We start from the raw sequence: 25,531 nt of genomic DNA on the forward strand, positions 1-25,531 counted from the left end.
GGAATGGGTGTTATTCTCGGATTGTGAGCCAACCCTCGCTTGACGCCGTCGCGGCGCTCGGCGACGACCTGCGCCGCCGCATGTACGACTTCATCCGCCGCGCGGGGACGCCCGTGACCCGCGACGAGGCCGCCGCCAGCGTCGGCATCTCCCGCAAGCTCGCCGCCTTCCACCTCGACAAGCTCGTCGACGTCGGCCTGCTCACCGCCCGCTACGCGCAGCCGTCCGGCGCCCGCCGCGTCGGCCGCGCCCCCAAGGTCTACGAGCCCGCCGGGCTCGACGTGCGCGTCAGCATCCCGCAGCGCGAGCACGGCCTGCTCGCCGCCATCCTCCTGGAGGCCGTACGCGCCCAAGAGCCCGGCGAGCCGGGCCGCGACGCCGCGCTCCGGGTCGCCGGGCTGCGCGGCCGGGCACTCGGCGAGGCCGAACGCGACCGGCTCAAACCCGGCCGTCTCGGTGCCGAACGGGCGCTCACCTGCGCCGCGCAGACCCTCGAAAGCCACGGCTTCGAGCCCGACCGCGTCACGCCGACGCTCATGCGGCTGCGCAACTGCCCGTTCCACCCGCTGGCCGCCGAGGACCCCGACCTGGTGTGCGCGATCAACCACGCGTTCCTGGCGGCGTTCCTCGACGGGCTCGGCGCCTCCGCCGTCGACGCCGCCCTGCGCCCCCGCGAGGGCGCCTGCTGCGTGGAGCTCGGCGCGGCCCCGCCCGCGGGCTGACGCCCGGGTTGGGTAGGTTGGCCCGTCATGGAGGTACGCCCGAGCCACGCCCCGCCCGCCCTCGTCTCCGCCCTCACGGCGGCCGTCCTCATGGCCGCCGCCGCAGGCTGCGGCGCCGAACCACGCACGGCGCCCCGGGCCGACCCGCCCCCGGCCTCCCCGCAGCCGCAGCAGTCGGCGTCGGCGTCGGCGTCGGCGGATCCGGCCGCGCTCGACCTCCCCGCCCCCGATGAGCCCATCCCGGGTGACGCCGCCGAGCTGGCCAAGGCCCTCGAACGGACCAGCGCCGCGCTCGCCGACGCCGTCGACGCCTGGGACGGCGACGGCGAGCCGCCCCGCGACGTCGAACTGCTCGCCCTTCACCAGCAGCGCATCTACCGCCACACCGCCCGCCACCCCAAGCTCGCCGCCCGCGCCTTCGCCCGCCTGCCCGCCCGGCTCGCCGCCGAGGCCAGGGACAACACCGCCGCCATCCGCGAACTGCTCTCCCTCGCCCACCCCGTCAAGGGCACCGGCGTCATCAAGGTCCGCCCCGCCCGGCCCGCGAGCGAGCTGCGCGGCTACTTCAAGAAGGCCGAGCGGCGCTTCGGCGTGGAGTGGGAGGTGCTGGCGGCGGTGATGTTCGCCGAGACGAAGTTCGGCAGGGTCCGCTCCGCCAGCCACGTCGGCGCCCAGGGCCCGATGCAGTTCATGCCCGCGACCTGGAAGGCGTACGGGATGGGCGGCGACATCCAGGACACCCGCGACGCCGTCATGGCGGCGGCCAACTACCTGCGCGCCACCGGCGCGCCCCGCGACTACCAGCGGGCGCTGCACGCCTACAACCCGTCGCAGGCGTACGTGGACGCTATCCTGCTGCACGCCAAGCAGATCAAACGCGACCCGCGCAACTACCTGGTCTACTACAACTGGCAGGTGTACGTGATCACCACCAAGGGCGAACGGCGCATCACCGGCCCCTGACCAGCAGTGCCGCCGGTCAGTGCCCCTTGGTCAGTGCCCGTGGCCGTGGCCCACGAAGGCGCCCGACGGGCGGCCTGGGGGGACGAGCAGGAGCGACACCGCCGCCGCCACCAGCGCGGCCACCGCGACGGCCGTCAGCGCGGTGGCGAACCCCGACACGTCACCGCCCGGAGCCAGTGCCGCGGCAGCCGCCGACGACACCAGCGCGACGCCGATCGACCCGCCCAGCTCGTGGAACGTGTTCACCACCCCGGACGCCACGCCGGACTCGGCAGGGGAGACGTTCGCCATCGTCGTGCTCGTCGCCGTCACGAACGCCGGGCCGATCCCGAACGCCGCCACCACGAACCCCGGCAGCAACGTCGTGAACACGTTCCCGCCGGCGGACACCTGCGCCATCAGCCCGGCCCCGGCGGCGGTCAGCGCGAACGCCGCCACGGCGACCGGCCGGCCGCCGATCCGCCCCACCAGCCGGCCCGCCACGTGCGCGCCCGCCGTGATGGCCACCGCCACCGGCAGGAACACCAGCCCCGTCTCCAGCGGGCTGAACCCGCGGACATGCTGGAGGTAGAGCGAGCTGAGGAAGAACAGGCCCAGCATCGACGCCGTGGCCATCAGCATCACGAACATCCCCGACAGCACCGGCCGCTTGGCCAGCGTCTCGGCCCGCATCAGCGGCGCCCGCACCTTCCGCTCCACGACCACGAACGCCGCATACCCGGCCACGGCGGCGGCCAGCACCCCGAGCGTCCCCGCCGAGCCCCAGCCCACCTCCCCGGCCCTGGTCAGCCCGTAGATCAGCAGCCCGGTGGCCCCGGTGACCACCAGCCCCCCGACCACGTCCACCCGCCCCCGACCTCCACCGTGCGCCCCACGCGCGGTGTCCCCACCGTGCGTGCCGTGCCCGTGGGCGACCCCGCCGTGCCCGGTGTGCCCGGTGTGCCCGTGCCCGTGGGCGGCCCCGGCGTGCGTGCCGGCCCCACCGTGCGCGCCCACCCCGGCGTGCGTGCCGGCCCCGCTGTGCGCGGCGGGGTGTGCCGGGGCGGGGGCGCGTACGGGGAGGCGGGAGGGGAGGATCGCGAGGACGGCCAGGCCGATGGGGACGTTCACGTAGAACGCCCAGGTCCAGCCGGGCCCGGCGGTGAGAAGGCCGCCGAGCAGGACGCCGGCGGCGGCGCCGGAGCCGCCGATGGCGGCCCACACGGCGAGGGCGCGGTTGCGCCGGTCGCCGTGGTAGGCGGTGGTGATGATCGACAGGGCGGCGGGGGAGAGCAGGGCGGCCCCCACTCCCTGGAGGGCGCGCCCGGCGATGAGGGCGGGCCCGTTCGGCGCGAGGCCGGCGGCCAGGGAGGCGACGGTGAAGAGCGCGAGCCCGGCGACGAGCAGGCGGCGGGCGCCGAAGGCGTCGGCGAGCCGCCCGCCGAGCACCATGAGCCCGCCGAAGCAGAGCGTGTAGGTGGTGACGACCCAGGTGAGCGCCTCCCGGTCGAGCGCCAGGTCGGCGCCGATGCTCGGCAGGGCGACCTGCACCACGGTGATGTCGACGATCAGCATGAACTGCGCCAGGCAGAGCAGCGCGAGCACGCTCCACCTGACGGGGTTTTGGACATTCATCGCCCGAACTCCTAACCTGAACACGTGTGTACGAGTTGCAGGACACCATACCCCCGTACCCCTTGTCCAGCCGGAGTCGCGTCAGGCGGCGCGGAAGGCCCCCAGCAGGGTCGCGCTCAGCACGCCGGCGGCGTCGGCCCGGTCGAGGCGGCCGGACTCGATCTCCTGGGCGGCCGTGTGCAGCAGGCTGAAGAACGTGCTGACCAGCCACGACACCGGCAGATCGGTGCGGAAGACGCCCTCGTCGCGGCCCCGGGCGATGAGCCGTTCGACCCGGGCGAGCGGCTGGTCGTGCCACTCGCGGATGCGTTCGGTCGACAGGGCGCGGTCGGCGGCGACGAGCAGGCGCCGGTGCCGGTCGAGCACCTCCCAGGAGGACGCGACGAGCCGCGTGAGCGCCTCGGCCGCCGGGAGGTCGTCGAGCGGCTCGGCCGCCAGCGTGGCCTCGGCCTGGCTCATGACGTGCGCGAACACGGCGTCGACGAGCGATTCGCGGGAGGGGAAGTGGCCGTAGAGCGTCACCCGTCCCACGCCCGCGGCCTTGGCGATGTCGGCCACGCTGGCCGCCGGGTCGGCGCTCAGCGCGCGGAGCGCGGCGTGCAGGATGGCCGCGATGTTGCGCTCGGCGTCGGCCCGCCGCTGCGGCGCGGGCGTTGTGGTGGTTCGTCGCTGGGTGGTCGCCATGTCATCGAGCTTAGGAGCGTCCCGGTCCCGTAACGGCTGCGGGGAATACCGGCAGGGGGTATGTTGTCATCTACGGGGACGACGGAAAGGAACGGGGCGATGGCCGGATACACGGGCAACAAGGGAGACCACCTGCGGCGGCTGCGCCGGGCCGAGGGCCAGGTGCGCGGGCTGCAGCGGATGGTCGAGGACGACAAGTACTGCATCGACATCCTGACCCAGGTGTCGGCGGCCACCAGCGCGCTGCAGTCCTTCGCGCTCTCGCTGCTGGAGGAGCATCTGGCCCACTGTGTGGCCGAGGCGACGCTCAAGGGCGGCCCCGAGGCCGAGGCCAAGGTGAAGGAGGCCTCCGACGCGATCGCCCGCCTCGTCAGGTCCTGACGCGACGGCCCGCAACGGGCGGCTCAGCGGCGGTCGTGCGGCACCACCATCGGGCTGGCCGTGCGCGGGTCGGGCACGATGTCGCACGGCAGCCCGTACACGTCGGCGACCAGCTCGGACGTCAGCACCTCCGCCGGCGGCCCCTGCGTGACCACCCGCCCCTCGCGCATCACGACCAGGTGGGAGGCGAACCGGGCGGCCTGGTTGAGGTCGTGCAGCACGGCCACGATCGTCCGGCCCTCGCCGTGCAGCTCCCGGCACAGCTCCAGCAGCTCGTACTGGTGGGCGATGTCGAGGAACGTGGTCGGCTCGTCGAGCAGCAGCAGGTCGGTCTGCTGGGCGAGCACCATGGCCACCCAGGCGCGCTGCCGCTGGCCGCCCGACAGCTCGGTGGCCCGCACGTGGGCGAGGTCGTGCAGCGCGGTGCGCTCCAGCGCGAACTCGATCGCGGCGTCGTCGCCGGGCGACCACTGGCGCAGCAGCGTGTGGTGCGGGTAACGGCCGCGCCGGACCAGGTCGCGCACGGTGATGCCGTCGGGCGCGACCGGGTTCTGCGGCAGCAGCGCGACGTGCCGGGCGGCCTGCCTGCCCCGGTACGACCACAGGTCCCTGCCGTGGAGCAGCACCTGCCCCCGGTCGGGCTTGCGCACCCGGGCCAGCGACTTGAGCAGCGTCGACTTGCCGCAGCCGTTCGGCCCGATGATCACGCTGAGCTCGCCGTCCGGGATGTCCAGGCTGACGTCGCGCACGACGGGGTCGCCGCCGTAGGAGATCGTGACGTCCCGGACGCCCAGCCCCGAAGTGCTCACAGTGTTCCCTTCCGCCATTCACGGGTCAGCAGGTAGCCGAGGTAGAGGCCGCCGACGGCCATCGTGTAGACGCCGACCGGCAGGTTGCCCGGGATGGGCAGTTGCTGGGCGGCCAGGTCGGCGAGCACCAGCAGCAGGGCGCCGACGAGCGCCGACAGCAGCAGGTGGGGGCCGGGGCCGCCGGTCAGGCGGCGGGCGATCTGCGGCGCGGTCAGCGCGATGAACGCGATCGGCCCGGCGACGGCGACGGCGGCGGCCGACAGCACGACCGACAGCGTCACGGCGGCGGTCCTGGTGGGGCCGGGCTCCGCGCCGAGCCCGGCGGCCAGCTCGTCGCCCAGCTCCGTCATGTCCAGGCGGCGGGCCAGCAGCGCCACGAGCGGCGCGCACACCAGCACCACCAGCCAGATCGTGACCGCGTGGTCCCAGGCCCGGGCCGACAGGCTGCCGTTGAGGTAGGCCATGAGCACGGTCGCCTTGTCCCGTTCGACGGCGTAGACGACGTACTGGGTGAGGGCCACGGAGATGGCCGAGACGCCGATCCCGGCCACGATGAGGCGGCCCGGGTTCTGGAACCCCGTCCCCGTGGAGACGTACACGACGGCCATGGCGAGCACGGCGCCCGCGAGCGCGCCGAGCGGCACCGGCAGCAGGCCGGGCAGGAACAGCGCGGCGGACGCGGCGCCCGCGCCCGCGCCGGCGGAGACGCCGATCACGTCCGGGCTGCCGAGCGGGTTGCGCGTCACGGTCTGGAACAGCGCGCCCGACAGGCCCAGCGCGGCCCCGGTGCCGATGCCCACGACCAGGCGCGGCCCGCGCAGCCGGCCCAGCACGAACGCCGCCTTGCCCTCGGCCCCGCCGAACAGCGCCTGCGGCAGGTCGGCGACGGGGATGCCGAGCCGGCCCAGTGACAGGGTGGCGACGGCGGCCACGGCGACGAGCGCCACGACCGCGGTGGCGGCGACGGCGCCGGCCCGCCCGACGGGGACGGCGATCACCCGTCCGATCCTGACGACCGTCATGCGTTGCCCTTCATCCTGCGTACGGCCAGCAGCAGCGCGGGGGCGCCGACGAACGCGGTGACGACGCCGACCATCAGCTCCTGCGGGCGCAGCACCAGCCGGCCCGCGACGTCGGCGAGCAGCAGCAGGGCCGGGCCGACGATCGCGGAGAACACGATCTGGGCGCGGAAGCCCACGCCGGCCAGCGCCCGCACGATGTGCGGCACGGCCAGGCCGACGAAGCCGATCGGGCCGACGGCCGCGGTCGCCGCCGCGCACAGCAGCGTCGAGGCGAGCAGCCCGCCGGCCCGCATGGCGGCGGGGCTGGTGCCGAGGGCCGCCGCGGTCTCGTCGCCGAGCGCGAGCGCGTTCAGCCCCGGCGCGATCAACACCGCGACGAGCAGGCCGAGCCCCGCCAGCGGCAGCACCGACAGCAGCACGTCGAAGTCCCGGCCGCCGAGTGCGCCCACCACCCAGTAGCGGTAGCTGTCGAAGACGCGCGGCAGCCCGAGCGTCACGGCCTGCACGTACGCGGTGAGGACGGCGGTGACGACGGCGCCCGCCAGGACCAGCCGCACCAGCCCGGCCCCCGACCCGGCCGAGCCGATGACGTGCACGAGCAGCCCGGCGAGCAGCGCGCCCGGCAGCGCCCACCACACCGCGCCCCACTGCCCCGACACGCCGAGGAACGCGGTGGCGGACACGATGCCCGCCGACGCGCCCGCGGTGATGCCGAGCAGGCTGGGGTCGGCCAGCGGGTTGCGGGTGATGCCCTGCATGAGCGTCCCGGCGACGGCCAGGCAGAGCCCGGCGAGCAGGCCGAGCGCGGTGCGCGGGTAGCGGCTCTCGATCACCGTGGTCGTGTTGGCGTCGGCGGTGCCGTCGAGCACGGCCAGCACGTCGCCGATCGAGGTGGGATGGCTGCCGAACGCGACGCTGGCGAGCACGGCGAACGCCAGCACGGCCAGCGAGGCGAGCAGGAAGAACAGCGGCCGGGCGACGCGGGCGCGGGTGCTCCCCGGGCCCGCGCCGCCCGGCGCGGTGCGTGCTGTGATCGTCATGTGGGGGTGGTCGTCATGTGGGGGTGGGCGTCTTCAACCGGTACGGGTCACTTGTCCAGCTTGGCGACGGCCTCGTCGATCAGTGGCAGGTAGCGGTCGATCACCCACGGCACGGTCAGCGGGTTGATGATCGACGACGCGGTGACGAACGGGGTGTCGTCGCTGGCCACCACGGCGCCGCGCTTGACCGCCGGGATCGCCGCGTACAGCTTCTGCGCCTCGATCTCCTTGCGGGTCTTCTCGTCGGTGTAGAAGGTGAAGATCAGGTCGCTCTTGGCGAGCTTCTGGGCGTTCTCCAGGCCGATGAGCGCCGAGTCGGTGCCCTCGGTCTCCTTGAAGGTGTCGACCACCGGGTCCACGGTGAGGCCGAGCGAGGAGACCATCTCCACCCGCTGCTCCTCGGGCTTGAACACGCCGAGCGTGCCGGGGCCGGAGGTGTAGATGTAGGAGAAGGTGACGTCCTTGTACTGCGGGCGGGTGGCCGCGGCGTCGGCGAGCTGCTTCTTGACCGAGGCGATCAGCTTGGGGGCCTCGGCGGGCTTGCCCAGCGCCTTGGCGACGATCTCGATCTGCTGGTCCCAGTTGGTGCTCCACGCCAGGTCCGGGTAGGCCACGGTGGGCGCGATGTCCTTGAGGATGTCGTACTGCTCCTGCGTGATGCCGGACCACGGGGCGAGGATGACGTCCGGGTCGAGCTCGACGATCGTGTCGAAGTCGATGTTCTCGCCGCCGGCGAACTGCTTGGGCAGGGTGCCGCCGGCCTTGGTCACGGCCTCGTGGATCCACGGCAGGTAGCCGGTCTTGTCGCTGCCCCACGGGTAGCTCTCGATGCCGACGGGGGTGTGGCCGAGCGCGATCGCGGTCTCCGCCGAGCCCTGGCCGAGGGTGACGACCCGTTGCGGCTGCTCGGTGATCGTCGCCTGGCCGAGCGCGCTGTCGATCGTCACCGGGAAGGCGCCGGCGGTGTCCCCGCCGCCGGTGCTCCCGGTCGGGGCGGGCGCGGCGGCCGGCGGCTCGGTGGAGCCGCAGCCGGTGACGACCAGCAGGGCCGCGGACAACAGGAGCGCGGACACGCGCACCCGGGGGAGCCTGAACTGCATGAATGTTCCTTGTTCCGTGGACGCGCGCGGCCACGTCCACATCACGGAGGAAAGGTGGGGCCAGCGCGGGTCACCAACTGACCTTCAACACTTAGGCAAGCCTAACCTACTGTCCGCTTCGTCATCAAACGGGGGTCTTGCGGGTGACGATCTCGTCGATCCGGGCCTGCTGGCTCTCGGCGATCTCCTCGGCGAGCTCGGCCGTCTCCCGGTGCGCCCCCTCGGCCTCCACGGTCTCGGCCATCCGCACGCCGGCCTCCAGATGATCCACGATCACCGACAGCCACTTGCGGTCGAACGCCTCGCCCGAGGTGCGCGCCAGCTCGGCGACCTGCTCGGGCGGCAGCATGCCGGGCATGGCGTGCGCGGAGCCGTGGTCCTCGGGCGCGGCCCGCCCCCACGCGCGCAGCCAGGAGGCCATCAGGTCGATCTCCGCCTGCTCCCCCTCGGCCAGCGACTCGCCGAGCTCGCGCACGTACGTGTCGCGGGTGCGCTCGGCGGCCAGCTTCGCCAGCGCGATCGTCTGCCGGTGGTGCGGGATCATCTCCTGGGAGAAGCGCACGTCGGCTTCCGTGTACCCCGCCTGCGGGGCGGGCGCGCCCGCGGCCGGCGAGCAGCCGGCCGCGAGCGCCACGACCGCCGCGACCCGGACGAGAACGGCCTTCAGCATCATGACCTCCAGGGCTTTGCAGGAGGTACGCACGCGGACGCCGCCCGGTTCGGCCCCCTCAGCCGTTCAGCGCCGAGTGGCGGCGGCTGTAGGCGAAGTAGATGACCAGCCCGATCGCGAACCAGACGGCGAAGCGCAGCCAGGTCATCGGGTCCAGGAAGGTGATCAGCCACAGGGAGAAGACGACCCCGATGGCCGGCACCACGGGCATCCCCGGCGTGCGGAACTGTCGGGGCAGGTCCGGCTGCCGGTAGCGCAGCACGATCACCGCCACGCACACCACCACGAACGCCAGCAGGATGCCGATGTTGGTCAGCTCGGCCGCCTCCCGGATCGGCAGGAACCCGGCGATCACCGCCGAGGCGGCGCCCACGATCCAGGTGACCCGCGACGGCACCCGCCGCACCGGGTGCACCTTGGCGAACCACAGCGGCAGCAGCCCGTCGCGGCTCATCGAGAACCAGACCCGCGTCACCCCCAGCATGAAGGTGAACATGACGGTCAGGATGCCGACGATCGCCCCCACCGCGATCACCGTCGCCAGCCCGGACAGCCCGACCGCCGCGAACGCCGAGGAGAAGCCGCTCTCGGGGTCGATGTCGCGGTAGTTCTGCATGCCGGTGAGCACCAGGGTCGCCAGCACGTACAGGATCATGGAGATGACGAGCGAGTAGATGATCGCCTTGGGCATGTGGCGCTGCGCGTCGCGCGACTCCTCGGCGGCGGTGCTCATCGCGTCGTAGCCGAACACGGCGAAGAAGACCGTGGCCGCGCCGGTGATCGCGCCGCCGATGCCGAACGGGAAGAACGGCGAGTAGTTGGCCGTGTTGATGTGGAAGAACCCGACCGCGATGACCAGCAGCACCACGGCGACCTTGATGACGACCACGATGGTCTCGAACCGGGCGGCGGTGCGGATGCCGAGGTTCAGCATGAAGGCGATGAGCAGGCAGAGCAGCACCGCGAACAGGTCGACGACGTGCCCCTCGCCGGTGCCGGGCGCGCCCAGCATCCAGGCGGGCAGCCCGAACCCCAACTGCTGCACCAAAAACCCGAAATATCCGGATATGCCGATGCCGACGACCGCCACGATCGCCGTGTACTCCAGCAGCAGGTCCCACCCGATCAGCCAGCCCACCAGCTCGCCCAGCACCGCGTAGCCGTAGGTGTAGGCCGACCCGGCCTTCGGGATCATCCCCGCGAACTCCGCGTACGAGAACGCCGCCGCCGCGCTGGCCACCCCCGCGATCAGGAACGACACCAGCACGGCGGGCCCCGCCGTCTGGTTGGCGACCGCGCCGGCCAGCGCGAAGATGCCCGCGCCGATGATGCCGCCGATGCCGATCGCGGTGAGCTGCCACAGCCCGAGCGAGCGCGACAGCTCGCCCTCGTGCTCCTCCGCGATCTGCTCCACCGGCTTGCGGCGGAAGATGCCGCGAGAAGAAGCCATGCCAGCCCCCCGACCAGCCAGATGTGTCCTGGATCACTCCATTCCCAGGTAGGGGGGCGCTATGCGGCTACACGTACCCCTTGTCGAGCACCGCCCGCGTGTCGCGGGTGATGCGGGCGGCCAGCTCGGGGGAGAGCGGCGTGCGCGGCGGGCGGCACGGCCCGCCCCTGCGCCCGGCCAGGTCCATCGACAGCTTGATGGACTGCACGAACTCCGTCTTGGAGTCCCAGCGCAGCAGCGGGTGCAGGTCGCGGTAGATCGGCAGCGCCCTGGCCAGGTCCGCCGGGTCGCCGGAGGTGGCCAGCCGGTACAGCTCGACCGTGGCCTTCGGGATCATGTTCGGGTAGCCCGCGATCCAGCCGACCGCCCCGGCGATGCCCACCTCCAGCAGCACGTCGTCGGAGCCGATCAGCACGTCCAGGCCCGGGGCCAGCTCGGCGATCTCGTAGGCGCGGCGCACGTCGCCGGTGAACTCCTTGACCCCGACGATCAGCCCCTCCCGGTACAGCTCCGCCAGAAGCTCCGGGGTCAGGTCGACCTTGGTGTCGATCGGGTTGTTGTACGCGACGACCGGCAGCCCGGCCCTGGCCACCTCCCGGTAGTGGCCGACGACGGCCTCCCGGTCGGCGCGGTAGGCGTTGGGCGGCAGCAGCAGCACCGACGAGGCGCCCGCCTCGGCCGCCTGCTCGGCCCACCGCCTGGCCTCGGCCGCGCCGTAGGCCGCCACGCCGGGCATCACGTGGAAGCCCTCGGGGGCGGCCTCGACGGCGGTGCGCACCACGCGGGCCCGCTCCTCGGGGGTCAGCGTCTGGTACTCGCCCAGCGAGCCGTTCGGGCAGACGCCGTCGCAGCCGCCCTCGGCCAGGAAGCGCACGTGCTCGGCGTATCCGTCGTAGTCGACCGACAGGTCGTCGTGGAAGGGCAGCGCGGTCGCGACGTGCACGCCGTGCCAGACGGGGGTGGTCATGCCTTCTCCTTGTGGTCGCTCATCCAGGTCTCCAGGCCGCCCGCGTCCAGGGGCAGCGCCGAGGAGAGGTTCTCCATGCCGCCGGCCGTGACGAGCAGGTCGTCCTCGATCCGCACGCCGACGCCGCGCAGCTCCGGCGGGACGGTCAGGTCGTGCGCGTGGAAGTACAGGCCGGGCTCGACCGTGAGCACCATGCCGGGCGCCATCGCCGCGCCGTGGTAGGCCTCGGGCCGGGACTTGGCGCAGTCGTGCACGTCCAGGCCCAGGTGGTGGCCGATGCCGCAGACGAGCCAGCGGCGGTGGTGCTGCCCCTGCTCCGACAGGGCCTCGTCGACCGACACCGGCAGCAGCCCCCAGTCGTCGAGCCCGCGCGCGATGACCTCCATCGCGGCGTGGTGGAAGTCGGTGAACCGGCGGCCGGGCGCCACCGCGGCCAGGCCCGCCCGGTGCGCCTTCTCCACCAGGTCGTGCACCCGCCGCTGGGTCTCGGTGAAGCGGCCGGAGGCGGGGAAGGTGCGGGTGACGTCGGCGGTGTAGTGGGCGCGCGTCTCCACGCCCATGTCGAGCAGCAGCAGCTCGTCCGGCAGCACCGGCCCGTCGCAGCGCACCCAGTGCAGCGTGGGGGCGTGCGCGCCGCTGCCGACGATCGTGGCGTAGCCGGGGCCGTTGCCGTGCGTGCGGGCGTAGCGGTCGAAGGTGCCCTGCAGCCAGCGCTCGCCGCCGCCCGCGACCGCCGCCGGGATCTCGCCGACGACGGCGGCGAACCCCTCCACGGTACGGTCCACCGCCTCGCGGAGCCGGTCCACCTCCCACTCGTCCTTGATCATGCGGAGCTCGGCGAGCACCCGCCTGACCTCGTCGGACGGCGGCTGCGGCTCGCCGTCGAGCTCGGCCAGGGGCCGCACCTCGACGCCCAGGGCCGCGGCCCACTCCGCCAGGGACGGCGACGGGCCCACCCACAGCTCGCCGTAGGCGGCGTCGGTGAAGAACTCCGGCTCGCCGGGGCCCGCCGGGGGCGGCAGGTAGAGCGTGCAGCCGCCGCCGGACACCACCGCCACGGCGTTCTCCACCGCGCACCCGGTCAGCCAGTAGAAGTCGCTGTCCACGCGGAAGTCGTAGAACGTGTCGTTGCTGCGCACCGGCGCCCGCCCGGCGGGCACCGTCACGCTCTGGCCGGGCAGCGCGGCGGCCAGCCGGGCCCGGTGCGCGGCGGCGGCCTCGGCCGCGCCGGCGACCACCGGCGGCGTGCGGCGGGGCGAGTCCCAGCCCTTCGCCATGTGCTCGGTGAACGCCGGGATCTCTGAGAGTCTGGGCAGCTTGCCGTCACCCACCGGTGATTCCTCCTCCTTGTTCGGCGACGAGCTCCGTCAGCCGGGCGAACACCCGCTCGTCGCCGATACCGTCGTGCTCGTACTCGTTGGTGACCCAGGCCCGCGCGTTGCCGACGCGGGAGGCGGTGTCCAGTTGCAGGCCGGAGTCCACGTACATGTCGTCGAAGTAGACGGCGGCGGCCAGCGGCACCTCGTTGGCGGCCAGCCGGTCGAGGTCGTAGAGCGGCGGCCAGTCCGCGCGTCCGGCGAGCAGCTCGACGGCGCCCCGGAACGGGCGCAGGGCGCGGATCTCCTCGAACATCCAGGGGTAGATCATCTCCCCGGTGAACAGCAGCGGCCTGGCCGTCTCCGCGAACTCCGGCCGCCGGGCGCGCTCCGCCTCGGCCGCCCACGCGGTCGCGCCGGGGCCGTGCCCGTAGATGCTCTCCTGGAGCGCGGCGAACAGCGGGTTGTCGGCGTAGGACGTGCGGGCCAGCACCTGGTGCAGGAACGTCTCCGGCAGCCCGGCGGCCTCGTCGAGCAGCCAGTGCATGCGCTCGAAGCCGGGCTTCATGCCGAAGTCGAGGCCGAGCGACTGCAGCCGCCGCACGGTGAGCGTGTCGCCGTCGGGCAGCCGCACGTCGCCCTCGGCCAGCCGGTCGGCCAGCCGCGCGGCGGTCTCGGCGTGGTGCGGGTAGCGGCGGTAGAACGCGGCGTTCTTGGCCGCGACCCGGGGATAGGTGCGGCGGTAGACCTCGGCGGCGTCCGGCTCCAGCGCGGGCAGCCCGCCCGCCACGTAGCAGGCGCTCAGCCCCTCGGGGGCGCGCGAGAGGTAGGTGAGCGTGAGGAAGCCGCCGTAGCTCTGGCCCAGCGTCGACCAGCGCCGGCCGCCGAAGACGGTCGTGCGCAGGTGCTCGGCGTCGGCCACGATCGAGTCGGCCCGGAAGAGCGCGAGGCGGGCGGCGCCCTCCTCGGCGGTGAGGCCGCTCATCAGCCGGCCGTCGATCCGTGAGCTGCGGCCGGTGCCGCGCTGGTCCAGCAGGATCACCCGGTGGGTCTTCAGGGCGTGGCCGAGCCAGCCGTCGCGGCCGGTCGGGCGCGGGCCCTTGCCGCCCGGCCCGCCCTGGAGGTAGAGCAGGCACGGCAGGTCCTCGCGGTCGCGGACCGGGTCGGCCAGCTCGCGGGCGAACACGGTGATCGTGCCCCGGTCCGGGGCCGACCAGTCGAGCGGCACCGCCACCTCGTGGTCGCGCACCCGCATCCCGGGGATCGTGTAAGTGGCGGTGATCAACCTTCTCCTTCGCGGGGATCGCCGGGCTCAGTAATGTGTGGCATTGCACTGGCACCCTAAATGTCCGGGAAGCCCGTTGCCAAGCGCAGGGACGTATGTGGATAAAGCGTGACACTGCGGGAGGTGCGTTAGCCGGGCGTGATCCGGGGCACCAAGCGGCCATGAGGCTCGTGGTGATCGGCAATCCGGCCGCAGGCGGCGTCGACGGGCGCACCCGCGCGGCCGTGCTCGACACGCTGGGCGAATCCGCCGACGTGCTCGCCCCCGACCTGCCGGAGCCCGGCGGCGTCGGCGCGATCCTGGCCGAGCACGCCGACCGCGTCCCCGTCGTCCTCGGCGGCGACGGCACCGTGCACGCCGTCGTCGCCGCGCTCCTCGAACGCGGCGAGCTCGGCTCCCGGCCCGTCGGGCTGGTGCCGCTCGGCACCGGCAACGACCTGGCCCGCGCCCTGGGCATCCCGCTCGACCCCCGCGAGGCCGCGCGGGCCGTCCTCCGGGGCCGCGAACGGGCCCTCGACCTGCTCGTCGACGACCGGGGCGGCGTCGTCGTCAACGCCGTCCACGTGGGCGTCGGCGCCCGCGCCTCCGAGCAGGCCGCCGCGCTCAAGCCCCTCCTGCACCGCGCCGCGTACGCCGCCGGGGCCCTCCTGGCCGGGCTGCGCACCAAAGGCTGGCGGCTGCGCGTCCGGGTCGACGGCGGGCTGGTCAGCGACGGGCGGCGGCGCGTGCTGATGGTGGGCGTCGGCAACGGCGTCTCCATCGGCGGCGGCACCCCGCTCGCCCCGCACGCCCGGCCCGACGACGGCCAGGTGGACGTCGTCGTCTCCTACGCCGTCTCGCCGCTGGCGCGGCTGGCGTTCGGGGCGCTGCTGCGGCGCGGCCGGCACCCCGAGCGCGGCGACGTGCTGACCGTGCGGGGGAGCACGGTGACGGTCGAGGGCGAGCCCGCCCCGGCCAACGCCGACGGCGAGCTCTGCCCACCGGCCCCCCATCGCACCTGGACCCTGCGCCCGGCGGCCTGGCGCGTCATCGTCCCGGCCGCCTGACGACCACGCCCGCGCCCCGGGTCAGGTGCCGGCGCGGGCCAGCTCCCGGTCGGCCTCCTCCTGTACGGCGTCGAGGTCGTCGGCGATCTCGGCGCCCGCCACCGCGTCCGGCAGGTCGTCCTCCATCCGCCGCAACGGCCGGTACCACAGGCCCAGCGCCCCCCACACGACCAGGAGCGCCCCGGTGACGGTCAGCAGCAGCCCGACGCCCCGGCCCGGCCCGACGCCGACGACGTCGCCGACCACGGTCCCGGCCAGCGCCCCGCCGGGCGCCAGCAGCGGCTCGAACAGCTCCGACAGCGGCGGCGCCGTCAGGAACGCCAGCGGCGTCATCGACACCGCCAGCATCTGGTTGGTGGCCAGCACCCGGCCCTGCAGCTCCAGCCCCACCTTGAGCTGGATGATCGACAGCCAGTGCGTGTTGAGCACGCTCAGGAACAGCCACGACATCAGCCCGCCGAACGCCGCCAGCGCCACCGACGGCCGCAGCCCGATGAGCACGATGCCCAGCCCGAACCCGCTGACGAAGCCCACCATGCCGATGGCCCGCCGCTCGGTGCCGTTCCAGAACACCATCACCAGCGCGCCGAGCACCGCGCCCAGGCCCTGCGCCGCCGTCACCGTCCCGACCGCCGTCACGTCGCCGAACGACAGCAGCACGGGCACGGTGATCGCCAGCGCGAGCATGCCCAGGTAGTTCTCCACGACGAAGAACGCGATCATGATCATCAGCGGCCTGCGCCGGACCAGGAACCGCCACCCGCCGGCCACGGCCTGCGTGAACGTCTCCTCCAGCCGATGGAACATCCGGTCCGGGAACCGCACGAGCAGCAGCGTCGCCAGGCCGATCACGAACGTGACGATGTTGACCGCCACCACCCCGTGCACGCCGATCAGCGTGATCAGCGCCGCCCCGGCCAGCGGGGCCAGCAGCATGCCGAGCCCGGTGCCGAGGTTGGCGACCGCGTTGGCCTGCATGAGGTACGGCTTCGGCACGAGCTGGGCGACCGCCGCCAGGTAGGCGGGCCGGTGGAAGGCGGTCACCAGCGACAGCACGCCGGAGACGATCCCGACCTGCCACACCTCCAGCCGCCCCGCCACCAGCAGCGCCACCAGCGCGGTCGTCGCCACCGCCGACACCGCGTCGCACGTCAGCATCACCAGCCGCCGGTCCACCCGGTCAGCGACGGCGCCGCCCAGCGGTGAGGCCAGCAGCGACGGCAGCGTGGCCAGCATCGTGACGAGCGCGTAGTCCGACACGCGCCCGCTCTCCTGGTAGGCCCACACGCCCAGCGCGAACGAGGTGAGCGCGCTGCCCAGCAGCGACGCCGTCTGCCCGACGGCGACCGTGTAGAAGCGGCGCAGGTCCCTGCGCGCCCGCTCGCCCACCACCTCGACCTCGGCGACCGGCTCGGGCACCCGCCCGGCCTCCCAGTCGGCCAGGTGCGCGTCCATCAGCTCGGCCAGCCGCGTCGCCTGGTGCTTGAGGAAGTAGTGGCCCGCGCGCGGGATCGTGGCCAGCGCCACCCGCTCCGCGAACGCGCCCCACTCCCGGTAACGCTCCTGGTAGAGCTCCGTGGAGCGGTCACGCTCGCCGATCACGCACAGCACCGGCGCGTTCAGCTTGCGGGCGCCGCCCGCGGCCAGCTCGCCGCTGAACCACGCCTGCGCCTCCTCCACGTCGTGCCGCAGGCCGCGCAGCATGATCGTGGTGTCGCCGGTGTCCTCGTCCAGCGCGCCGAGCGTACGCAGGAAGTCGCGCTGCGAGCGGTCCGACGACCAGCGGTTGGCCGGGAACCTGCGGTTCCACCATGCGGACAGCCGCCCCGGCAGCCGGGCGTCGGGGAAGCTGCCGCCGACGAACAGCCCGGCCACCGGCACCCCGGCCTCCTCCAGCCGCAACGCCAGCTCCGTGGCCGTCGCCGACCCGACGCAGTGCCCGTACAGGGCCACCGGGCCGGTGGTCAGCGGCGCCAGCTCCTCGATCACCCGGCCGACCAGCTCCGGCAGCGTGAGCATGGCCTCGTCGGGCCGCGCCGGGTCGTGGCCGGGCAGCTCGACGGCCAGCACCGCCGTCCCCGGGTGGCGGGCCGCCAGCTCCGTCGCCAGCGGCCCGTACGCGGCGGCCGAACCGCCGCCGTACGGCACGCACAGCACGGTACGGGTCGCCACGGCGGGACCGGCCAGCCGGTGCAGCAGCCCCGGCTCGCCCCCGTCGCCCGAGTCCAGGTGCGCGGCCAGCTCGCGGATCGTCGGCCGGGTGAACAGGTCGATCACCCGCAGCGCCGGGTCGATGTCGCGCACCGCGCGCACCGCCATGAACGAGTCGCCGCCCAGCGCGAAGAAGTCGTCCTCCACGCCCGGGTCCGCCACGCCCAGCACCCGCGCCCACACGGCGGCGATCCGCTCCTCCGTCGGCGTCGCCGGCGCGACCCGCTCACCGGCGGCGGCCGCCTCCGGCATCGGCAGCGCGGCCCGGTTGACCTTGCCGAGCGGGGTGAGCGGCAGCGCGTCCAGCGCCATGATCGCGGGCGGCACCATGTACTCCGGCAGCCGCTCGCGCAGCCCCGCCCGCACCGCGGCCAGGTCCACGTCCGCCGGGGCGATCCAGGCGGCCAGCCGGCGGTTGTGCGCCTCGCCGACCGGCAGCACCGCCGCCTCCAGCACGCCTGGCTGGTCGTGCAGCGCCGCCTTGACCTCGCCCAGCTCCACCCGGAAGCCGCGGATCTTCACCTGGTCGTCCACCCGGCCCAGGAACTCGATCAGGCCGTCGGCGTTCAGCCGCACCCGGTCGCCCGTCCGGTAGCAGCGCGTCGTCCCCGTCACCGGGTCCGGCACGAACCGCTCGGCCGTCAGGTCCGGCCGGCCCAGGTAGCCGCGGGCCAGGCTCGGCCCGCCGATCCACAGGTCGCCCGGCACCCCGGCGGGCAGCGGCCGGCCCGCCGCGTCGACCACGTGACAGTCGACGTTCGCCAGCGGCCTGCCCAGCGGCACGTTCGCCGACCCGGTCGGCGTCTCGGGCGCGGTGCAGCTCAGCACCGACACCACCGTCTCGGTCGGGCCGCAGTGGATCTGCAGCTCCACGCCCGGCCGGGCCGCCCTGACCCGCTCGGCCAGGTCCCACGAGGTGGCCTCGCCCGCCAGGATGAGCAGGTCCGTCGGCAGCATCGCAGCCAGGTCGCCGTGCGCCGCCAGCAGCTCCAGATGGCTCGGCACCATCTTGATCACCTCGACCGGGTGATCGGCCAGGTAGCCGGCGAACGCCTCCGGGTCCGTCGCCGCGTCCTGGTCCAGCAGGTGCACCGTCGTGCCGCTGAGCAGCGCCCCGAACAGGCACGTCATGACCAGGTCGGAGGCCATCGTGGACACCACGCCCCACGACGTGTACGGGCCGCCCACACGCTCGGCCACCGCCCGCAGGTAGTGCAGCACCGCCCGGTGCTCGACCGCCGCGCCCTTCGGCCGCCCGGTCGAGCCCGAGGTGAACAGCACGTGCGCCAGGTGCTCCGGGGCCACCTCGACCCCCGGCGGCGTCTCCGGCAGGCCGGCCGCGAGCACGTCCTCCAGCACCAGCGCGCCCGGCAGCCGCCCGGCCAGCGCCCGCTCGGCCAGCACCAGCCGCGCCCCGCACGACACCATGTACGCCAGCCGCTCGTCCGGGTAGGCCGGCTCCAGCGGCATGTACGCGGCGCCCGCCTTGAGCACGCCGAGGATCGCCGGGATCAGCGGCCCGTGCCGCTCGGCCAGGATGCCGACCACGTCGTCGGCGCCGACCCCGGCCGCCACCAGGTGGTGCGCGATCCGGTTCGCCTGCCGCTCGACCTCGCCGTACGTCATCGTGCCCGCCGGGTACGACACCGCGACCGCGTCCGGGGTGCGGGCCGCCCAGTCCTCGAACCAGGCGTGCAGCGGCCTGGACAGGTCGAACTCCCGGCGCGGGCCCGCCGCCACCGGCCCGTCCACCGGCTCCAGCGGCAGCGCCGCCACCGGGGCGTCCAGGTCCGCGAGCATGCCCTCCAGCAGCGTCACGTACCAGCCCGCCAGCCGGGCCGCCGTGCCCGCGTCGAACAGGTCCGCCCGGTAGGCGAGCGTCCCCCGGTAGCCGCCGTCGCCGGTGTTGGCCAGCGCCAGGTTCAGGTCGTACTTGGCCGTCCGCAGCGGCGGCTCCGACACCTCCACGTCCAGCCCCGGGAAGCGCGGCGGCTCCGGGCGGGAGTCCACCACGTTCAGCACCGCCTGGACGATCGGCGTCGTCGCCAGGTTCCGGTCCGGGTGCAGCTCCTCCACCACGCGCTCGAACTGCGTCTCCCGGTGCGCGAACGCGTCCAGCGCCATGCCGCGCACCCGCGCCAGCAGCTCACGCCCTGTCGGCTCGCCCGACCGGTCGCCCCGCATCACCAGCGTGTTCACGAAGCAGCCCAGCATCCGCTCGGTGTCCGGATGCAGCCTGCCCGCCTCCAGCACGCCCACCGGCACGTCGTCCGTCGCCGACACCCGGCCCAGCAGCTCCTGCCAGGCCGCCAGCAGCACCATGAACGGCGTCGCGCCCGCCTCTCCGGCCGCCGCGCGCACCCGCGCGGCCAGCTCCGGGCCGAGCCGCACCGGCACCTCGCCGCCCGCCCAGTCCGCCACCGTCGGGCGCGGCCGGTCCGTGGGCAGGTCCAGCACCGGCTCCAGGCCCGCCAGCCGCTCCACCCACCAGCTCACGTCCGGCTCGGGCTGCCCGGCGAGCCACTGCGCGTAGTCGCCGTACTGCACCCTCGGCGGCTCCGGCCGCTCGGCCACGCCCAGCTCGGCCGCGTACAGCGCCGCCAGCTCGGCCAGCGCCACGTCCCGCGACCAGGCGTCGAACGCGACGTGGTGCACGGTCAGCAGCAGCACGTGCTCCTCGTCGCCCAGCCGGTACAGCACCGCCCGGGCAGGAGGCTCCGCGTCCAGCGCGAACGGCCGGTACGCCTCCCGTTCCAGCCGCTCCGGCAGCGCCTCCGCCGTCACGTCCTCGGCCGTGACCGGCACCCGGGCGGCGTCCACCACCGTGGTCCGGTCCTGCTCGACCAGCGTGCGCAGCACCTCGTGCCGCTCGGCCAGCTCCCGCACCGCGCCCAGCAGCGCCGCCGGGTCCAGCGGGCCGCGCAGCCGCACCACCGTCGGCACGTTGTACGCGCCCCGGTCGCCCGGCTCGGCGAGCTGCGCCAGGAACCACAGCCGCGCCTGCGCGGGCGACGGCGGCGCCTCCCCGGCGCGCACCGGAATCCTCGGCACCGCCCGCGCCACGGCCCTGCGCGCCGCCGCCAGCCGATCCTCGACCCGCCGCCTCCGCCCCTCGGAGGCGCCACCCCCGGAATAGGCGACGCCCCCGGAAGAGCCGACGCCCCCTTCCCTGGAGAGGCCGCCGCCCACGGAGGGGCCGCCATCCAGGGAGGGGCCGCGCGCGTCCGCCGAGGCGCCGCCGCCTCCCGGGGCCGGCGCGCCCTCCGCTGGGAGGGCGCGCGTCGCCAGGGGAGCCCCGGGCAAGGGGGTGTGCCCGTCCGGCGGGAGGCCGGTCAACGGGGTGGTCGCCTGTTCGGTCACGGGGCCACCTCCACGTCCGCGTCCAGCAGCTCCTCGACGCCCGCCGCGAAGTCACCCAGCACCGGCCGCTCGAACAGCAGCCGCACCGGCACCTCCATGGCCAGCGCCTCCCGGAGGCGTCCGGCGACCAGCATGGCGGCCAGCGAGTGACCGCCGAGGGCGAAGAAGTCGTCGTTCACCCCGGCCGCGGCCACCCCGAGCACCGCCTGCCACACCTCGGCGACGAGCAGCTCGGCCTCGGTGGCGGGCGGGACGACGGTGCGGGCGGCGGCGAGGTCGGGCTTGGGCAGCCCGCCCCGGTCCAGCTTGCCGGAGGAGGTGGTGGGCAGCGCGTCGAGCGTCACCCACTGCCGGGGCACCAGGTAGTCGGGCAGCCGTTCGCGCAGGGCGGCCTCGACGGCGGGGGCGTCGCCGCCGACGAGGTAGCCGACGAGGTGGTCCTCGTGCACGGTGACGACGGCGTCGGCGACGAGCTCGCGCAGCGCCGCCTCGATCTCGCCGAGCTCGATGCGGTGGCCGCGCACCTTCACCTGGTGGTCGCGGCGGCCGAGGAAGGACAGGGTGCCGTCGTCGCGCCATCGGGCCAGGTCGCCGGTGCGGTAGCGCCGTTCGCCGGGCGCGAGCGGGTCGTCGGTGAACGCCTCGGACGGCAGCCCCCGGTAGCCGCGGGCGACTCCGGCGCCGCCGATCCACAGCTCGCCGGGCACGCCGGGCGGCACGAGCCGTCCCGCCTGGTCGAGCACGTACGCCCGCTCGCCGGGCAGCGGCCCGCCGATGGGCACGCTGTCGCCGGTGACCCGGTCGATCCTGGTCATGGTGGAGTAGACGGTGGTCTCGGTGGGCCCGTAGGAGTTCCACAGCTCGCCGACGCGGGCGACGAGCTCCCCGGCGAGGACGGGGTCGAGCACCTCGCCGATGCTCACGACGCGTACGCGGTCGCCGCCGGTCCATCCGGCGGCGACGAGCATCCGCAGCGTGGTCGGGGTCGCGGTGAGGAGCGTCACTCCGCTCTCGCCGATGCGGCGCGCGACGACGTGGCCGTCCACGGCCGACTCCCGGTCGAGCAGTTCGAGCCGGAGCCCGTTGCACAGGCTGACCCACAGGTCGAAGCCGAACACGTCGAAGGAGAACGGCGTCAGCCCGAGCATCACGTCGTCGTCGCGGACGCCGGGCACGGCCCGCATCGCGCGGACGAACGCCGACAGGTTGCCGTGCGTGACCTCGACGCCCTTGGGGCGGCCGGTGGAGCCGGAGGTGTAGAGCACGTACGCGGTCGTCTCCGGCGTGGCGGCGACCTCGGTGAAGTCAGCACCGGACAGGTCGGCGCCGGGCAGGTCGGCGAGGTCGACGACGACGGCGCCGGTGGACTCGGCCAGGCCGCGCGCCACGGCGACGGTGTCGCCGGCGGCCAGCACCACGCGGGCGCCGGAGTCGGCGAGCTGGCGGCGCAGCCGTTCGGCCGGGTGGTCGGGCTCCAGCGGCACGTACGCCGCCCCGGCCCGCGCGACGCCGGCGAGGGCGGCGGGCAGCCACCGGTCGCGCGGCAGGCACACCCCGGCGACGCGCTCCGCCTCGCCGTCGAAGGCGCGGGCGAGTGCCGCGGCGACGCGGGCGGAGGCGTCCGCCAGTTCCGCGTACGTGAGCGAGCCGGTCCCGTCGGCGACCGCCACCCGGGCGGGGTGCAGGCGGGCCTGTTCCAGCAGCTCGTGGACGACGGTCGGGTGCTGGGCGGCGGCCAGCGGCGCGCCGGTTCCCCAGCGCAGCAGCGTCGCCCGCTCCTCGGCGGTGACGAGCTCGAACGCCGACAGCGGCTGGTCCGGCCCGGCGACCGCGGCCTCCAGCAGCCGCATCAGCCGGTCGGAGAACGCCTCGGCCTCCTCCCGCTCGAACAGGTCGACGTCGTACTCGATCTGGATCTCGACCCCGTCGGCGGTGGTGTTGACGAACAGCGTGTACGGGGCCTGGGCGCCGCCGCCGCTCAGCTCGCCGAGCAGCTCGACCTGGAGGCCGCCGCCCGTGAGCCGCACCGGCACGGCGGGCGGCTGGTAGGACATGACGACGGGCGTGAGCATGGTGCCGCGCGGCCGTTCGATGCCGGAGACGGCCAGGCGTTCCTCGGGCGCGAGCCCCACGTGGTCGAGCGAGCGGGTGGTGGCGGCGGCCGCCTGCACGACGGCGCGCCGCACGGTCAGCTCGCCGTCGAGGCGCAGCCGTACGGGCAGCACGTCGACGAGCGGGCCGACGAGCCCTTCCAGCTCGGGGTGGGCGCGGTCGGCGACGGCGGCGCCGAGCAGCACGTCGGGCCGGTCGGTCTGGGCGGCGACGAGCAGCCCGAGCACGGTGAAGTAGACGGCGAACGGCGTGGTGCCGGTGGAGGCGGCGAGCTCGCCCACGCGGGCGGCCGTCGCGGGCGGCACCTCGCGCAGCAGGCGCGTGCCGCGGAACCGGCTCGGCCCCGACTGGGCGCGGGCCGACAGGTCGTACGGGGGCGCGGCGCCGGCCAGCTCCTCGGCCCAGAAGGCGCGCAGCCGCGCGATCCGGTCGGGGTCGGCGGCCAGTTCGCGTTCCAGCAGGGCCACGTCGCCCACCTGGACGGGCTGCTCGGCCACGGTGCCGGTCAGCGCGGCCATCAGGGTGGCGTTGGACCAGCCGTCGTAGGCGGTGTGGTCGGTGACGACGATCAGCTCGGCGCTGCGCTCGTCGAGCCAGAGCAGGGCGGCCCGCAGCAGCGGCACGTCGGCGTACAGGTCGAAGCCGTGCACGGCCAGGCGTTCGGCGAGGCCGGGGGAGTAGGGGTGCTCCTCCAGCGGCACCGGCGCGGGCGGCCGCACCTCGGCCATCGGCTCGCCGTTGTCGCCGATGACGGTGACCGAGCGCAGCACCTCGTGCTCGCGGACGAGCGCGTCCAGCGCGGCCCGCACCGGCTCGGCCGACTCCAGCCCGGTCAGGCGCAGCCGGAAGGCGAGCGTGGTGGCGTTGGCCGTCCGGCTCACCTCGCGCAGCAGCCACATGCCGTGCTGGGCGGCGGTGAGCGGGTAGCGGTCGCGGCCGGCGTGGCGGGACAGCCTCGGGCCGGGGGCGCCGTCGCCGATCTGCACGAGCGGGGCCAGCTCGGCGATCGTCGGCCGCCCCAGGAACGTGGTCAGCGCCACCCGGGCGCCCAGCTCGCGCTCGATGACCGCGCAGATCCGGGCCGCCGCCAGCGAGTGGCCGCCGAGGTCGATGAAGTGGTGGTGGATGCCCACCCGGTCGACGCCGAGCACCTCGCCGACGATCGCGGCCAGCCGCCGCTCGACGTCGTCGCGGGGCTCGACGTACGGGCCGAGCTCGGGGGCGAACTCCAGCGCGGGCAGCGCGGCCCGGTCCACCTTGCCGGTGGGGCCGAGCGGGATCCGCTCCATGATCGCGATCCGGGACGGCACCATGTAGTCGGGCAGCCGTTCCCGCATCCACGCGCGCAGCTCCGCCTCGGCGGGCTCCTGGCCGGGGGCGGGCTCGACGTAGGCGACCAGGCGGCGCACGTCGCGCGCGTCGGTCCGGGTGAGCACGACCGCGTGGTTGACGCCGGGGTAGCGGGTCAGCGTGCCCTGCACCTCGCCCAGCTCGACGCGGAACCCGGCCACCTTGACCTGGTCGTCGTTGCGGCCCGCGTAGTGGCAGACGCCGTTCTCGCGGCGGACCAGGTCGCCGGTGCGGTAGTGCCGTACGCCGTCGTCGTCGGTGACGAACCGCTCGGCGGTGAGCTCGGGCCGGTTCAGGTAGCCGCGGCCTACCAGCGGCCCGGCCACCCACAGCTCGCCGACCTCGCCGTCCGGCAGCGGGCGCCCCTCGGCGTCGCGCACGCTCAGCAGCGAGCCCGCGTAGGCGGTGCCGATGGGCGGCTCGTCCTCGCCGTCGCGGTACACCTCGGAGGACGTGCAGGTCACCGTGCACTCGGTGGGTCCGTATACGTTTACGATCCGGCGAACGCCAGGGTTGGCGTAGATGCGATCGGCCAGCGCCCTGGTGAACGGCTCGCCGCCGGCGATCACCATCCGCACCCCGGCGGGCAGCGGCTCGTTCAGCAGCGCGACCAGCGCCGACGGCGCGCCGTACACGGTCGTCACCTCGTCGCGGGCGGGCAGCGCCGACAGCGCCAGCAGGTTGTCGGCCACGATCACGGTGCCGCCGCAGACCAGCGGCAGGAACATCTGCGTCACCGACGGGTCGAAGCACACCGAGGTGGCGAACAGCATCCCACCGAGCTCGCCCGCGTAGACGTCCGCCTCGTGGCGCAGCAGCGCCATGGCGTTGCCGTGCTCGATGACCACGCCCTTGGGCCGCCCGGTCGAGCCCGAGGTGTAGATCACGTACGCGGCGTCGGACGGGCCGCCGGCCACCGGCTCGTACGGGAGGTCCCCGGTCAGGGACTCCACGAGCAGCGCCTCGGCCCCCGAGGCGCGCAGCACGGCCTCCTGCCGCCGCGCCACCGGCTCGGAGGTGATGAGCTGGGCCATGCCCGCGTCGGCGGCGATGAACTCCAGCCGGTCGGCCGGGTAGGCCGGGTCGAGCGGCACGTAGGCCGCGCCCGCCTTCCACACGCCCAGCAGGGCGGCGATCAGGGACTCGTCCCTGTCGAGGCAGACGCCCACGGAGTCGCCCGGGCCCGCTCCGCGGCTGCGTAACTCCCCGGCTATCCGCTCGGCGCGGGCGTCGAGCTCTCCGTACGTCACGCGGGTCGTGCCCGCCACCACGGCGATGCGATCGGGGGTGCGCCGCACCTGTTCCGCAAAGGCCTCGTGAACGCGGTCGTTGTCGAGGTTGCTGCCAACCACCAAGGTTCTCCCAGTCAGGTCGGATCGTTCGCCGGAAAGAGTCGCATGATCGACGGCGACGGCGGGAAAATGACAGG

The 25,531-nt window shown here is 74.6% G+C and carries 17 protein-coding genes; 4 read left to right on the forward strand and 13 right to left on the reverse strand.

All coding sequences use genetic code 11. The annotated features are described in order from the left end of the window. Positions 1-23: 23 nt before the first annotated feature. Both ACWDXC_RS13890 and ACWDXC_RS13895 read left to right on the forward strand, forming a co-directional pair. A complete protein-coding gene (locus ACWDXC_RS13890; RefSeq protein WP_449981401.1) occupies positions 24-722 on the forward strand; it encodes a helix-turn-helix transcriptional regulator in 699 nt (232 codons plus the stop codon). Between the two features lie 27 nt (positions 723-749). Continuing rightward, positions 750-1,685, forward strand: a complete 936-nt coding sequence (locus ACWDXC_RS13895; RefSeq protein ID WP_449981403.1) for a transglycosylase SLT domain-containing protein — start codon at positions 750-752, stop codon at positions 1,683-1,685. Positions 1,686-1,715: 30 nt separating this feature from the next. Here the strand turns inward: ACWDXC_RS13895 and ACWDXC_RS13900 are convergent, their stop codons facing one another. Both ACWDXC_RS13900 and ACWDXC_RS13905 read right to left on the reverse strand, forming a co-directional pair. Further along, positions 1,716-3,299, reverse strand: coding sequence for an MFS transporter (locus tag ACWDXC_RS13900; protein WP_449981405.1), 1,584 nt, complete (start codon positions 3,297-3,299; stop codon positions 1,716-1,718). Positions 3,300-3,380: 81 nt separating this feature from the next. Beyond that, the gene (locus tag ACWDXC_RS13905; RefSeq protein WP_449981407.1) at positions 3,381-3,983 is read right to left on the reverse strand and encodes a TetR/AcrR family transcriptional regulator; all 603 of its coding nucleotides are present in this window, start codon (positions 3,981-3,983) and stop codon (positions 3,381-3,383) included. A gap of 99 nt (positions 3,984-4,082) precedes the next feature. Between ACWDXC_RS13905 and ACWDXC_RS13910 the strand changes: the two genes are divergently transcribed. Then, positions 4,083-4,364, forward strand: a complete 282-nt coding sequence (locus tag ACWDXC_RS13910; RefSeq protein ID WP_219511544.1) for a metal-sensitive transcriptional regulator — start codon at positions 4,083-4,085, stop codon at positions 4,362-4,364. A gap of 23 nt (positions 4,365-4,387) precedes the next feature. On the opposite strand, the gene ACWDXC_RS13915 is transcribed toward ACWDXC_RS13910, so the two are convergent. From ACWDXC_RS13915 to ACWDXC_RS13955, 9 genes are all read right to left on the reverse strand, one after another. Further along, positions 4,388-5,191, reverse strand: coding sequence for an ABC transporter ATP-binding protein (locus ACWDXC_RS13915; RefSeq protein ID WP_219511546.1), 804 nt, complete (start codon positions 5,189-5,191; stop codon positions 4,388-4,390). Next, a complete protein-coding gene (locus ACWDXC_RS13920) occupies positions 5,170-6,195 on the reverse strand; it encodes a FecCD family ABC transporter permease (protein WP_449981409.1) in 1,026 nt (341 codons plus the stop codon). The genes ACWDXC_RS13915 and ACWDXC_RS13920 overlap by 22 nt, the downstream gene beginning before the upstream one ends. Then, positions 6,192-7,235 (reverse strand): FecCD family ABC transporter permease, encoded by a 1,044-nt coding sequence (locus ACWDXC_RS13925; protein WP_449981411.1) that lies wholly within the window; start codon positions 7,233-7,235, stop codon positions 6,192-6,194. Before ACWDXC_RS13925 ends, ACWDXC_RS13920 begins: the two co-directional genes overlap by 4 nt. A gap of 47 nt (positions 7,236-7,282) precedes the next feature. Further along, entirely contained in the window at positions 7,283-8,335 is a 1,053-nt protein-coding gene (locus ACWDXC_RS13930; protein WP_449981413.1) for an iron-siderophore ABC transporter substrate-binding protein, read from the reverse strand. Positions 8,336-8,459: 124 nt separating this feature from the next. Beyond that, on the reverse strand, positions 8,460-9,005 hold the full coding sequence (locus tag ACWDXC_RS13935) for a DUF305 domain-containing protein (protein WP_449981415.1): 546 nt from the start codon (positions 9,003-9,005) through the stop codon (positions 8,460-8,462). Between the two features lie 58 nt (positions 9,006-9,063). Further along, the gene (locus tag ACWDXC_RS13940; protein WP_219511553.1) at positions 9,064-10,455 is read right to left on the reverse strand and encodes an amino acid permease; all 1,392 of its coding nucleotides are present in this window, start codon (positions 10,453-10,455) and stop codon (positions 9,064-9,066) included. A gap of 67 nt (positions 10,456-10,522) precedes the next feature. Then, positions 10,523-11,422 (reverse strand): dihydrodipicolinate synthase family protein, encoded by a 900-nt coding sequence (locus tag ACWDXC_RS13945; RefSeq protein ID WP_357588230.1) that lies wholly within the window; start codon positions 11,420-11,422, stop codon positions 10,523-10,525. Then, complete coding sequence (locus ACWDXC_RS13950) at positions 11,419-12,753, reverse strand: aminopeptidase P family protein (RefSeq protein WP_449981418.1); 1,335 nt, start codon at positions 12,751-12,753, stop codon at positions 11,419-11,421. Before ACWDXC_RS13950 ends, ACWDXC_RS13945 begins: the two co-directional genes overlap by 4 nt. After that, positions 12,746-14,023, reverse strand: coding sequence for an alpha/beta fold hydrolase (locus ACWDXC_RS13955; protein WP_449981420.1), 1,278 nt, complete (start codon positions 14,021-14,023; stop codon positions 12,746-12,748). Before ACWDXC_RS13955 ends, ACWDXC_RS13950 begins: the two co-directional genes overlap by 8 nt. Before the next feature lie 161 nt (positions 14,024-14,184). On the opposite strand from ACWDXC_RS13955, the gene ACWDXC_RS13960 reads away from it, so the two are divergent. Continuing rightward, complete coding sequence (locus ACWDXC_RS13960; RefSeq protein ID WP_357588228.1) at positions 14,185-15,069, forward strand: diacylglycerol/lipid kinase family protein; 885 nt, start codon at positions 14,185-14,187, stop codon at positions 15,067-15,069. 21 nt (positions 15,070-15,090) lie between these two features. Here the strand turns inward: ACWDXC_RS13960 and ACWDXC_RS13965 are convergent, their stop codons facing one another. Next, positions 15,091-20,640, reverse strand: a complete 5,550-nt coding sequence (locus ACWDXC_RS13965; RefSeq protein WP_449981422.1) for a non-ribosomal peptide synthetase/MFS transporter — start codon at positions 20,638-20,640, stop codon at positions 15,091-15,093. After that, positions 20,637-25,454, reverse strand: coding sequence for an amino acid adenylation domain-containing protein (locus tag ACWDXC_RS13970; protein ID WP_449981424.1), 4,818 nt, complete (start codon positions 25,452-25,454; stop codon positions 20,637-20,639). Before ACWDXC_RS13970 ends, ACWDXC_RS13965 begins: the two co-directional genes overlap by 4 nt. Positions 25,455-25,531 lie beyond the last annotated feature (77 nt).

Source organism: Nonomuraea sp. NPDC003214, assembly GCF_053590035.1.

Excerpts from the sequence above, each read along its gene's own strand:
- ACWDXC_RS13895 (WP_449981403.1), top strand. The coding sequence starts at position 750 with ATGGAGGTACGCCCGAGCCACGCCCCGCCCGCCCTCGTCTCCGCCCTC.
- ACWDXC_RS13900 (WP_449981405.1), bottom strand. The coding sequence starts at position 3,299 with ATGAATGTCCAAAACCCCGTCAGGTGGAGCGTGCTCGCGCTGCTCTGC.
- ACWDXC_RS13905 (WP_449981407.1), bottom strand. The coding sequence starts at position 3,983 with ATGGCGACCACCCAGCGACGAACCACCACAACGCCCGCGCCGCAGCGG.
- ACWDXC_RS13910 (WP_219511544.1), top strand. The coding sequence starts at position 4,083 with ATGGCCGGATACACGGGCAACAAGGGAGACCACCTGCGGCGGCTGCGC.
- ACWDXC_RS13915 (WP_219511546.1), bottom strand. The coding sequence starts at position 5,191 with ATGGCGGAAGGGAACACTGTGAGCACTTCGGGGCTGGGCGTCCGGGAC.
- ACWDXC_RS13920 (WP_449981409.1), bottom strand. The coding sequence starts at position 6,195 with ATGACGGTCGTCAGGATCGGACGGGTGATCGCCGTCCCCGTCGGGCGG.
- ACWDXC_RS13925 (WP_449981411.1), bottom strand. The coding sequence starts at position 7,235 with ATGACGATCACAGCACGCACCGCGCCGGGCGGCGCGGGCCCGGGGAGC.
- ACWDXC_RS13930 (WP_449981413.1), bottom strand. The coding sequence starts at position 8,335 with ATGCAGTTCAGGCTCCCCCGGGTGCGCGTGTCCGCGCTCCTGTTGTCC.
- ACWDXC_RS13935 (WP_449981415.1), bottom strand. The coding sequence starts at position 9,005 with ATGCTGAAGGCCGTTCTCGTCCGGGTCGCGGCGGTCGTGGCGCTCGCG.
- ACWDXC_RS13940 (WP_219511553.1), bottom strand. The coding sequence starts at position 10,455 with ATGGCTTCTTCTCGCGGCATCTTCCGCCGCAAGCCGGTGGAGCAGATC.
- ACWDXC_RS13945 (WP_357588230.1), bottom strand. The coding sequence starts at position 11,422 with ATGACCACCCCCGTCTGGCACGGCGTGCACGTCGCGACCGCGCTGCCC.
- ACWDXC_RS13960 (WP_357588228.1), top strand. The coding sequence starts at position 14,185 with ATGAGGCTCGTGGTGATCGGCAATCCGGCCGCAGGCGGCGTCGACGGG.